Source organism: Mycobacterium toneyamaense (assembly GCF_055384815.1).
Genome location: NZ_AP040333.1, coordinates 3,911,948 through 3,922,639 on the forward strand (window position 1 = coordinate 3,911,948; position 10,692 = coordinate 3,922,639).

Genomic DNA, 10,692 nt, shown 5'->3' on the forward strand with positions numbered 1-10,692 from the left:
GCGCCGATAATTGGGTCATGACCGGGCTCGGCGTCTTCACGTTCCATCTCGTCGAGATGCCTGTCACGGCGACGGTGCCGCTGCTGCGGCGACCACCTCATCCTGACCGGGTGACGGGGCTGCGCTACGCGGAATGCCTGTCGCTGATGCGGCTCGGCGCGCCGACGGTCTCCCCCGACCGGCTGCAGTTGCGGCGGCTGGCGATGTTCGCCCGGTGGGACGACGAGGCCGCGATCGACACCTTTCTCGCCGGTCCGGGCACGCGTCTGGCCGCCGGCTGGCATGTCCGGATGACGTTTCTGCGGCGCTGGTCCACGCTCGTGGCGCTCCCCGATTTGCCGCAGGAGGCCGATGCCTCCGACGCTGACGAGCCCGTCGTCGCCGTCACCCTGGCCCGCATGCGGTTGCCCGAGGTACCGCGCTTCCTCACGTGGGGCAAGCCGGTCGAGCGGTTGGTCCGTGATCATCCGGACGCCACCCTGGCGCTGGCGGCGGTGCGCCCGCCCCGCTCGATCTCGACCTTCTCGATCTGGAACTCGGTGCGGGCGATGACGGACATGGTGCATGGCCGGGGTGAAGTGGCCGAGCTCGCCGACCCGGCACGGCATGCCGACGCGATGGCCGAGCGCCGCCGCCGCGACTTTCATCATGAGTTCGCGACCTACCGGTTCCGGCCGCTGTCCGAACACGGCTACTGGGACGGGCGTACCGGTTACGTCCCGCGGCGTTCCAGCTTGTAGTGCAGGCGGACGGCCGGCAGGTTCCACATCCGCAGCACATGGTCGGTGCGAAGTACCTGCTCACGGTCGACGTAGAGGTCGAACGTCTCATGCACGGGTACCCGCCGCGCGAAGTAGCGCCCGCGGTCGCGCACCAGGACGTACGCCCCGTCAGCGCCCCACGGGCCGGCCGGGGAAGACAACCGCAGACCGCCGTCCGGCAGGTGCTGCGGCCGCAGGAAGACCTGGACGTTGCCCTCTTCCAACGGGAACGTCACGTGCACGCTGGCCCGGTCGGCACCGGGAAGCGTTCTGCGCGAATAGCATCCGCTGAACACGGTGTCGCCGTTGCCGCGCAAGGTCCGGATCCAGCCGGCCGCGACCTGCGCGCCGGTGCCGTCGGTGATCACCGAGACCCGACCATCGATGCCGCGTGCCACGTCAAGGGGACGCATCGGTAGCGCCAGTTGCTGTACCCGCTTACCGAACATGCGCGATATCAATTCGCCGCCCGGCCAGAACAACGGTGACCAGCTGCTCCACACCTCCATCCGCCAGCGCGCCGTGTGGGTGTAGAAGTCGTGAATCATCGGGTGGACGGCCGCGGCATCGAATCCGGGCCCGGACAGTCCCTCGAGATCGGGCTGCAAACCGGCGTCGGGGTCGTCGTCGCGCAGCGCGCCACCGCGGCGGGCCGCTTCATCACGCAGCCAGTTGTTCCCGCCGCCCCGGGACCCGAGTGGCGCCTGCAGCCAGGCATCGACGCCGTCGAGGTCGACGCCTCTGCCGGTGGCCCGCCAGAACTTGCGGGTCGCGAGATCCAGAGTCGAAAACTCCACGTCGCGGATCGTACGGGGTCATCGCAGCGACCTACCGATAGGCTGATGCCCATGAGCAGGCCCAACGCGCAGTCCATGAAACCCGCCACCGCGGCGAAGAAGCTGGACGTGTACTTGCCCGCGACACCTGCCGAGTTCCAGGAGAACGCGATCACCCGCGCCGACCTGGCGGCGCTGCAGGCCGATCCGCCACAGTGGCTCAAGGACCTTCGCAAGAACGGGCCGCACCCCAAGAACCTGGTGGCCGCCAAGCTGGGTATCTCGATCGCCGGCCTCGCACGCGGCGGCGTCGAGAAGGCGCTGACCACCGAGCAGATCGACGCCCTGCTCGAGGAGAAGCCGGACTGGCTGATCATCGAACGCGAGAGCTACCAGCAGGTACTGCGCGAGCAGCGGCGGATCAAGGCACTGCACGCGGATCAGGCGCGCGAAGCCTGACGACCGGTCGCCACCTACCACCGGTCGTCACAGCAGCACTCACCAGAGATCGAAGCCCACGTTGGTGTTGGGGTAATGGCTGCTGAAGCTGTGATTGATCCAGTAGTTCTTGGCGAGAAAACCGGTGACACTGGTGTTCGCGACATTCGTGTTGGTCTTCGAGTCGTTGACCTCGTAGGTGGCGGTCGGGCCGCCGACACCAACCCGGTAGGCGACGTGCATGTCGAGCGAGTCGCCCTGTGGCGCAACGGCTGTCACGGTTTCGGTGGCGCCGGGTGCCAGTAGCCGCTGAGGACCGTCGACCCATTTGCCGTTGGGGCTCGTCCCGTCGCCCTGCAGGAACTGAACCTTGTCGGTGTGGTTGGTGATCGTCATCGCGATGGTCGGCTCGCCGGGATGAGTGACCGGCATGGTGCCCGCGTTGGCGACAGCGGCGAAGGACAGCGCGGCGGCGATGCCCGTTCCGGCCGCGGCGATACGAGCCGTCGTGATGTTCATGGGGCCTCCTGTACGTGAATGTTGTTACTCGAGAAGGGTTTTGGACCTTTCCTCTGACACCGACAACTATTCCGCGCACGGCGACTTCCCGGATTCCCCCGAACAGCGGATTCGCCGGTGGAACCGTTCTCCCCCGATCGGTGGACATGCCGAGTCCGCCGAACGGTCACCGCGGCGATCTGCTTGGGTAGACCCGATGGCTGACACACCGAACCCGCTACTGGGCATCGCCACGTTCAACGTCAACGGGATCCGGGCGGCACGCCGCCGCGGCTTCGACGCCTGGCTCGCCAGGCGGGGACTCGACGTGGTGGCCCTGCAGGAGTTGCGCTGCCCGCCCGCGGAGGTCGGCGCGTTCGACGGATATCACGCGGCAATCGACAGCGGCTCGATCCCCGGCCGCAACGGCGTCGCCATCCTGACGCGTGAGGCACCGGCGGACGTGCGGACTTGGGTCTCGCATCCGCCGCGCAGCCGCGGCCTCGGGGTCCATGCGCTCGAGGGCCGGTACCTCGAGGTCGACCTTGCGGACGCTCCCCTCACGGTGGCCTGCCTCTACCTGCCGAAGGGCGGCCTGCCCGCGCACCTGCAGCGGCCCGGCAACATACGCGACATTCCGGACGGCGGCGCCAAGTACGAACGGAAGATGCGCTTCCTCGGGGCGTTCGCGCGCGAGCTGGGCCGGAACCGCCGGGCGGCGCTCGCGGCGGGCCGCGAGTTCCTGCTGCTCGGCGACCTGAACGTGGCCCACCTGCCACACGACGTGACCAATTGGCGGGCGGCGCAGAAGATGGAGGGCTTCCTCCCGGAGGAACGTGCCTGGCTGGACGCGCAGATCGGGCCGCGCACGCTGGTCGACGTGGTCCGGACGCTGCACGGCGACCGCCCCGGGCCGCTGTCCTGGTGGAGCTGGGCCGGTGAGTCGTTCGTCAAGGACGTGGGCTGGCGCATCGACCATCACCTCGCCACGCCTCGGCTTGCGCGGACCGCCGTGTCGGTGACGGTCGACAAGGAAGCCGAGCCCATTGCGCGGCTGTCGGACCACGCGCCCGTGGTCGTCGAGTACGCCTTCCCCTGAGCCTTCGAAACCGTCGCTAGCGGTCGAACATGTCGCTCAACCGATCGAAGAATCGATCGGCCCGCTGCTCCAACCGCGTGCCCTTGCCCCATTTCTCCCACGCGTAGACCGCGCCGAAGATCGCGATCACGATCCCGAAGACGAGAGCGGTGACCAGGATGACTTGAACGGTCGTCGACATCGGATCATCTTCACGCACGCGATGAGTTGTGCGCGGGCCGGCTGTCTACCCCTGTGACGGCACCCGCTTCCGGGCGCCGCGGACCACAGGAGCAGCCCGATGCACGCCATGATCTTCGTCCACCTGCCCGTCGCCGACGTCGCGCGCTCGCGGAAGTTCTTCGCCGGCCTCGGCTATTCGTTCAACGAGGACTTCAGCAGCGACAACGCGGTGACGTTGACGCTCGGGGAGAACCAGTTCGCGATGCTGACCCAACGCGACGTCTTCGACTCCCTGCACCCTGCCGAAACTGCCGACGCTTCGAAGACCAAGGAGTGCGTCGTCTGCTTGAGCGTCGACAGCCGTGAGTGTGTGGACAAGCTCGTGGACGGTGCCCTCGCCGCAGGGGCAACGGCAGGCGACACCGATGACGAGGACTTCATGTACGGCCGCAGCTACAACGACCTCGACGGCCACTCCTGGCAAATCTTCGCGATGACCCCGGCGGCCGCGGGCGTGGCCGAATAGAAGAAAGCTGCGCAAAACACGCAAAAGCCTGACTAATACGTACAAGCTCGCGTTGTGATGCCGGTTACAGCGACCCTTCTGAGATTGCTCCAGTCACACCCTCAGGAGATAGCTGATGTTGGTTGCCCTCGGCCTGACCATGGTCGCCGCCTTCATGGTCGTCATCATGACCAAACGCGCCACGCCCATCGTGGCGCTGATCGCCGTTCCCGTGACCTTCGGCCTGCTGGCGGGAGCGGGCAGCGGGATCGGGAAAATGATCACCGACGGCATCAAGGATCTGGCGCCCACCGCCGCGATGCTGTTCTTCGCGATCGTGTTCTTCGGGATCATGATCGATGTCGGGCTGTTCGATCCGGTCGTCCGCACCGTGATCCGCGTGGTGGACCACGATCCGGCGCGACTGGTGGTCGGCACCGCGGTGCTCGCCGCGGTGGTCTCGCTCGACGGTGACGGTTCGACGACGTTCATCGTCACGGTCTCCGCGCTTCTGCCGCTGTATCTGAAGCTGGGCGTCAGCCCGGTGGTGCTCACCGTGGTCGCCGGGTTGGCGAACGGCACCATGAACATCGTGCCGTGGGGCGGCCCGACGGCACGTGCCGCGGCCGCGCTGAAGATATCTCCGTCCGAGGTGTTCGTCCCGATGATCCCGTCGCTGATCGCCGGAATGTTCATCGTGCTGGCCTTCGCGTGGCACCTGGGAGTGCTGGAGCGCAAGCGGATCGGTTCCATCGTGGTCCGCGAACGGGTCCTGGCGGGTGTCGGCGCCGGCCCGGAGCCGGCGGGCCTCAGCGGCGGCGACGCATTCGAGGGTGCCGCCGACGACTCGGGCGCGATCTCCGGCGCGTTCGCCCGACCAAAGCTGCTGTGGTTCAACGCCATTGTCACCGTCGCGCTGCTCGCGGTGCTCACCATGGACATCCTGCCGATCCCGGTGCTCTTCATGATCGCCGCCGCCGTGGCCCTCATGGTGAACTTCCCGCAAGTGGCCGAACAGCAGGCGGCGATCACCCGGCATTCGTCGTCGATCGTGTCGGTGGTGGGCATGGTGTTCGCCGCCGCGGTACTGACGGGAGTGTTCAAGGGCACCGGCATGGTGGAGGCGGTGGCCACCTGGGTCACCGGCATCATCCCCGAGTCGATGGGTCCGCACCTCGGCGTGATCACCGGTGTGCTGTCCATCCCGTTCACGTTCCTGATGTCCAACGACGCCTTCTACTTCGGCGTCCTGCCGGTGCTCTCGGAGACCGCGAGCCATTACGGGATCAGTGCGGCCGAGATGGCGCGGGCGTCGATCACCGGGCAGCCGTTCCATATGCAGAGCCCACTGGTCCCGGCGATCCTGCTGCTGGTCGCGCTGGCCGGCGTGGGGCTCGCCGATCACCACAAGAAGGTGCTGTGGCGCGCGGCGGTGGTCTCGCTGACGATGCTGGTGGTGGGCGTCGCCCTCGGCCAGATACCGCTCTGACGCGCCGATCCGCGGCCGATCCGCCGTCGACGGCGATAGCCTCGACCCTCATGCCGAGGATCCGATTACGCACGCAGATCCTGATCCTGCAGATGGTGATCGTGACCGCCAGCCTGGCCGCCGGTTTCGGCATCATCATCCACCGCACCGACACGCAGACCCGCACCGAATTCGCCCGCCGCGCGCAGGCCATCGCCGAGACGGTGGCCTCGGATCAGGAGGTCCAGGCCGGCGCTGCCGCCCAATCCGCGGCACGCCGGGCCGGGCACCCGGCCACCGCCGCCGAACTGGCCGCCGCCCCGCTGCAGCGGCAGGCCGCGGCCATCACGGCCCGTACCGGAGTGTTGTTCGTGGTGATCGCCGACGACGCCGGATATCGCATCGCACATCCGGACCCGGCGCAGCTGGACCGGCCCCTCAGCACCGATCCCTCCGCCGTACTCGGGGGCGAGTCCGAGCTGACGGTGCAGCAGGGCACCCTCGGCGATTCGGTCCGCGCGAAGGCCCCGATCCGCGGTCTGGACGGCACGGTCGTCGGCCTGGTCAGCGTCGGCGTGCCGATGGACACCGTCAACCAGGCCACCCACCGCACCCTGATGCTGCTGATCACGTTGGTGGCGGTTGCGCTGACGGTTGGGGCGATCGGGTCGGCGCTGTTGACCAGGCGCTGGCGCCGCCTCACCCTGAGCCTGGAGCCCGAGGAGATGGCCGAGCTGATCCGCGAGCAGGATGCGGTGCTGCATTCGGGCGCCGAGGGCGTCGTCGCGATCGACGCGGACGGCATCGCCCGGGTGATCAACGAGCGGGCGCGGGAGTTGCTCGGCATCACCGCCGCACCGGGGACGCCGCTCAGCGAGCTGGGCCTGACGCCCCGTGTGTCGGCGGTCGCGGCGGAGCCGACGACGGTGCCGGTGGCCGCGGCCGTCAACGAACGTGTGGTGCTGGTGTCGTCCCGGCGCGTGCACCGCGGCGGCACCGATCTGGGCACGGTGCTCACTGCCGTGGACCGTACCGACATCGAGGCGCTCACCCGGGAGCTGGACTCGGTGCAGGCGATGAGCTCGGCGCTACGGGCACAGCGCCATGAGTCGGCGAACCGTCTGCACGTGGTGTCAGGCCTGCTCCGCGACAATCGGACGGCCGAGGCACTGAGGTACCTGGACGAGATCACCGGGCGAGCCGGCGTGGCCCCGGTGCCAGGTCTGGAACGCCTGGACGAGCCGCATCTACGGGCGTTCGTCGGCGCGAAGGCCGCCCGTGCGCACGAACGCGGCGTCGTGCTGCGGGTGGGCGAAGAGACGGCGCTTGTCGGCGCACTCGCCCACCCGGTGGACACCACCACCGTGGTCGGGAATCTGCTCGACAACGCGATCGACGCGGCAGCCGAGAATGCGGCGCCCGACGCGCGCGTTCCGACGGTGGAGCTGGACCTGCTGCGCGACGGGCATGATCTGGTGATCGTGGTGACGGATACCGGGCCCGGTTTCACCGTTGACGACCCTTTCCTCGAAGGAGTTACGACGCGGTCCGATCCGACGGTGCCGGGTGGGCGCGGTATGGGTCTGGCCATCGCACGGCAAGTGGCGCGCGGGCATGGTGGCGACGTCACCATCGCCGCTCGCGGCGGCACGGACGGCGCGCCGACCACGGTGCTGGCGACGATTCCGGGAGGTGTTCTGGGCGATGACGCGTGAGCTGCGAATCCTGGTGGTGGACGACGACTTTCGGGTCGCCGCGTTGCACGCCTCGGTGGTCGATTCGATGCTCGGATTGGTCACGGTCGGCTCGGCGCGAACCATCGCGGAAGCTAGGACGATCGTGGCCGGCGCCGACGCCGCGCAGGCACCGGTGGACCTCGCACTGGTCGACGTCTACCTGCCGGACGGCTCCGGCATCGACCTGGTGCGCAGCCTGCGCTGCGACGCCTTCATCCTCGGTGCCGCTGACGATGCGGCCAGCATCCGGGCCGGGCTCGCCGCGGGCGCCCTCCACTATCTGATCAAGCCGTTTCCGAACACCGAGTTGGCGCGGCGCCTGGCGGCATACACGGCGTATCGGCGGATCCTCGATGGCCCGCACCTGACGCAGGAACAGGTGGACTCGGCGGTCTCGGTGCTGCGGTCCGAGCGCCCGGCCACCAAGAAAGACGACGGCGCCTCGCCGACCGAGCGCCTGATCGTGGACGCGCTCCGTGAGGCGGGTGAACCACTACTGGCAGACGAGATCGCGCAACTGGTGGGCGTCTCCCCCGCGACCGCGCGGCGCTATCTCGCGGATCTGGTACGGGCCGGCACTATCACGATGGGCCTGCAGTACGGCTCCACCGGCCGTCCCCGCCAGCGTTATGCCCTTGCGTGAGAGGGTGATTGGCTTTCAGTCCGGCACTCAGTCCAGGCGGACGGTCTCGAACGTCGCCCCGGCCGCGGGCAGGCGGGCCAGTAGCGCGTCGCCCAGCGCCGCCGCCGGGGTCAGTACCCCACGCAGATCCGAGAGCTTGTCGCGGTCCAGCGCGAGCGCAAGACTGCTCTCACCCAGCAGGACCGCGGTCGCGATATAGCTGGGGTCGCCCTGCTGGGCGATGACGGCTCGGTACCGGGCCCCGGTCGTCGTGGTCGTGTAGGTCTCGATGCGGTATTGCCCTTTGTTCAAGGCACTTTCGCTCGGTCCGGTGCCGGGCTTGGGCAGGAGGCGTTCGAAGAACCGCGCGGGCGCCGTGTCGGCGTAGCGGCTGCCCACCGCAGACAGCCCGGCAAGGGCCGCCGTCGAGACTGCCGCACGCACGGGCGCGAGTACCGAAGGGCCGGCGCTTACCTGCTCGGCGTACCGGAACTTGCGCCCGTACGCCCAGTCCAGAAGTGCGTTGCTACGCCGCACGATTCGCGAGTTTTCCACCGCCATGATGAATGCACCTGTCCAGCTGCCCTCGAGTTCGGGGGCGATCTGGTTGCCGCGCCGCAACGGGGTATCGGTCTGACGGCCGAAATCGGGCTCGGCGCCGCGATCGGTGCTCAGCGTGTAGGGATCGAGCATCGCGTTGCGGACGGCGGCGTCGGCCGACATGGTGCGTCGCGCTTCGAGGATCGAGGCGAGGGTGCCGCCGGACGCCCCGCCAACGAACTTCTGCACCACCATGTTCGTCGTGGTGAGCTCGCCCTCCCCGTCAGCTTTCGCCCGCTTGTAGAGGGCGTAGACGGTGAGATCGGAAGGGACCGAATCGAATCCGCAGGAGTGCACGATCCGGACACCGGCGTCGGCGGCCTGCCGGTGGAACTGTTCGGCGCTGGCGCGGATGAACGGGGTCTCACCGGTGAGGTCGGTGTAGTCGGTGCCGGCTTCCACACAGGCCGCCACGAGTGGCAGGCCGTAGCGGGTGTACGGCCCGACGGTGGTGATGACGACTTGGGTGCGCGCGGCCATCGCCAGCAGGGACGCCGGCGACCCGGCGTCAGCCTCGATGATCGGCCAGTTCTGGGCCGCCTCCCCCAGTGACTCCCGCACCGCACGCACCTTGTCCGCCGATCGGCCGGCCAGCGCGATCCGGGCCGACCCACCCGCCTTGGCCAGGTATTCGGCGGTGAGCCTGCCGACAAACCCGGTGGCGCCGTAGAGGACTAGGTCGAATTCACGCTGAGCCATGGCCCGGAAATTACCTGAGCGAACCACGTCACAATTGAAATGCGACATGAATCATGGTCAGAATTAGCGTGGGCCGGCCGTGCCTGTCCGGTGTGCCGTCACACCGTCGTCAGCAGGTGACCGGCCTTCAGCCCCGAACCGGTGAGGACTGCGACGACCGTGTCCGCGGCGTCGATCGCGCCGGCCGCCTGGAGCCGACGCAGCGCGGGAAGAACCTGGGCACTGGTGGGTTCGACGAACAATCCGGCCCTGGCGAGCTCCCCCACCGCGGGCAGCAACTCGTCCTCCGGTACCGCGACGGCGGTCCCGCCGGTGTCGCGGATCGCGTGCAGGACTTCGCGGTCCCGCACCGGTTTCGCGATGGCTGTTCCCTCGGCGGCGGTCGTCGACCACTGGTGTTCGGCGACCTCATCCCAGCCCTGCTCGATGGCCGTGACTAACGGACAGCAATTCCGTGGCTGGCTGACGAGGATCCGTGGCATTCGGTCGATCGCGCCGGCCCGGTGCAGCTCGCCGAATCCGATGGCACAGCCGAGGACCAGGCTGCCGGCACCGGCAGGAACGAGAACCGCAGTGGGAGCACGGAATCCGAGGTCTTCCCAAATTTCGTAGGCGATCAGCTTGATGCCCTGCAGGAAATACGGGTGCCAGTTGTGGCTCGCATAGAACGTTGTTCCGGCTCGGCGGACGGCCTCGCCCGCCACCTCCTGCCTTGTGCCGGAAACCAATTCGATGTGCGCGCCGTGCCACCGACTCTGCACGATCTTGTTCGGCGAGGTAGCGGCCGGCACGAGGATGTGGGCTTCGATTCCCGCCGCCGCACAGTAGGCCGCGACCGAGGATCCCCCGTTGCCGCTGGAATCCTCAAGCGCGCGCTCGATGCCCTGGTGACGCAAGGCCGTCACCATCACGGCGACGCCGCGGTCCTTGAAACTGCCGGTGGGGTTCATCGATTCGACCTTCAGGCCGACGTCGATGCCGTCGAAGTTCCGAGTGATCAACGGCGTCCGACCCTCACCGAGCGTCACCGGGTCGATGTGCGCCAGGGGATTTGGCAGCGCCGCGCGGTAACGCCACTGAGAGTTGACCGCGGTGTCGATCTGCGCGCGGCCGATACCCGGCAGCGTTTCGAAGACCAACGGGCTGCCGTCGTCACCACGCCAGCGGGGTTGGTCAGCGGGATACCGGTGCCCGCTGCGGTCGACGAGGCGCGGTCGACTCAACTCGACTCTTCATTGCAGTACCGGCACGTGTCTTTCTTGACTCCGCGATTTGTGTGGTACCTCGTATGCGCACTGCGCTTGCTCGACGGCATGGGCCGGCCCTTT

The 10,692-nt window shown here is 68.3% G+C and carries 12 protein-coding genes; 7 read left to right on the forward strand and 5 right to left on the reverse strand.

All coding sequences use genetic code 11. The annotated features are described in order from the left end of the window. Positions 1–17 precede the first annotated feature (17 nt). Positions 18–740: a hypothetical protein gene (locus tag ACZ5IQ_RS18770; protein ID WP_212813774.1), complete on the forward strand. Its 723-nt coding sequence runs from the start codon at positions 18–20 to the stop codon at positions 738–740. On the opposite strand, the gene ACZ5IQ_RS18775 is transcribed toward ACZ5IQ_RS18770, so the two are convergent. Then, positions 713–1,558, reverse strand: a complete 846-nt coding sequence (locus ACZ5IQ_RS18775) for a hypothetical protein (protein ID WP_212813772.1) — start codon at positions 1,556–1,558, stop codon at positions 713–715. The genes ACZ5IQ_RS18770 and ACZ5IQ_RS18775 overlap by 28 nt on opposite strands. Positions 1,559–1,609: 51 nt before the next feature. Here ACZ5IQ_RS18775 and ACZ5IQ_RS18780 point away from each other — a divergent pair, with 51 nt between their 5' ends. After that, a complete protein-coding gene (locus tag ACZ5IQ_RS18780; protein WP_138249832.1) occupies positions 1,610–1,996 on the forward strand; it encodes a DUF5997 family protein in 387 nt (128 codons plus the stop codon). Positions 1,997–2,035: 39 nt separating this feature from the next. Here the strand turns inward: ACZ5IQ_RS18780 and ACZ5IQ_RS18785 are convergent, their stop codons facing one another. Then, the gene (locus ACZ5IQ_RS18785) at positions 2,036–2,494 is read right to left on the reverse strand and encodes a hypothetical protein (RefSeq protein ID WP_464480092.1); all 459 of its coding nucleotides are present in this window, start codon (positions 2,492–2,494) and stop codon (positions 2,036–2,038) included. 196 nt (positions 2,495–2,690) lie between these two features. On the opposite strand from ACZ5IQ_RS18785, the gene ACZ5IQ_RS18790 reads away from it, so the two are divergent. After that, positions 2,691–3,572 carry an exodeoxyribonuclease III gene (locus ACZ5IQ_RS18790; RefSeq protein ID WP_464480093.1) on the forward strand — a complete coding sequence of 294 codons (882 nt, stop codon included), beginning with the start codon at positions 2,691–2,693 and terminating at the stop codon, positions 3,570–3,572. 16 nt (positions 3,573–3,588) lie between these two features. Here the strand turns inward: ACZ5IQ_RS18790 and ACZ5IQ_RS18795 are convergent, their stop codons facing one another. After that, positions 3,589–3,753: a hypothetical protein gene (locus ACZ5IQ_RS18795; protein ID WP_464480094.1), complete on the reverse strand. Its 165-nt coding sequence runs from the start codon at positions 3,751–3,753 to the stop codon at positions 3,589–3,591. A 99-nt stretch (positions 3,754–3,852) separates the two neighbouring features. Between ACZ5IQ_RS18795 and ACZ5IQ_RS18800 the strand changes: the two genes are divergently transcribed. The 4 genes from ACZ5IQ_RS18800 to ACZ5IQ_RS18815 all read left to right on the forward strand — a co-directional run bounded on the left by ACZ5IQ_RS18800 (position 3,853) and on the right by ACZ5IQ_RS18815 (position 8,086). After that, positions 3,853–4,260, forward strand: coding sequence for a VOC family protein (locus tag ACZ5IQ_RS18800; RefSeq protein WP_464480095.1), 408 nt, complete (start codon positions 3,853–3,855; stop codon positions 4,258–4,260). Positions 4,261–4,375: 115 nt separating this feature from the next. Continuing rightward, positions 4,376–5,728, forward strand: coding sequence for a CitMHS family transporter (locus tag ACZ5IQ_RS18805; RefSeq protein WP_464480096.1), 1,353 nt, complete (start codon positions 4,376–4,378; stop codon positions 5,726–5,728). A 50-nt stretch (positions 5,729–5,778) separates the two neighbouring features. Next, on the forward strand, positions 5,779–7,422 hold the full coding sequence (locus ACZ5IQ_RS18810; protein WP_464480097.1) for a sensor histidine kinase: 1,644 nt from the start codon (positions 5,779–5,781) through the stop codon (positions 7,420–7,422). Further along, positions 7,412–8,086: a response regulator gene (locus ACZ5IQ_RS18815; RefSeq protein WP_346416772.1), complete on the forward strand. Its 675-nt coding sequence runs from the start codon at positions 7,412–7,414 to the stop codon at positions 8,084–8,086. The genes ACZ5IQ_RS18810 and ACZ5IQ_RS18815 overlap by 11 nt, the downstream gene beginning before the upstream one ends. A gap of 27 nt (positions 8,087–8,113) precedes the next feature. On the opposite strand, the gene ACZ5IQ_RS18820 is transcribed toward ACZ5IQ_RS18815, so the two are convergent. Both ACZ5IQ_RS18820 and ACZ5IQ_RS18825 read right to left on the reverse strand, forming a co-directional pair. Further along, positions 8,114–9,364 carry a saccharopine dehydrogenase family protein gene (locus tag ACZ5IQ_RS18820; protein ID WP_464480098.1) on the reverse strand — a complete coding sequence of 417 codons (1,251 nt, stop codon included), beginning with the start codon at positions 9,362–9,364 and terminating at the stop codon, positions 8,114–8,116. 98 nt (positions 9,365–9,462) lie between these two features. Then, on the reverse strand, positions 9,463–10,587 hold the full coding sequence (locus ACZ5IQ_RS18825) for a threonine synthase (protein ID WP_464480099.1): 1,125 nt from the start codon (positions 10,585–10,587) through the stop codon (positions 9,463–9,465). Between the last annotated feature and the right edge of the window lie 105 nt (positions 10,588–10,692).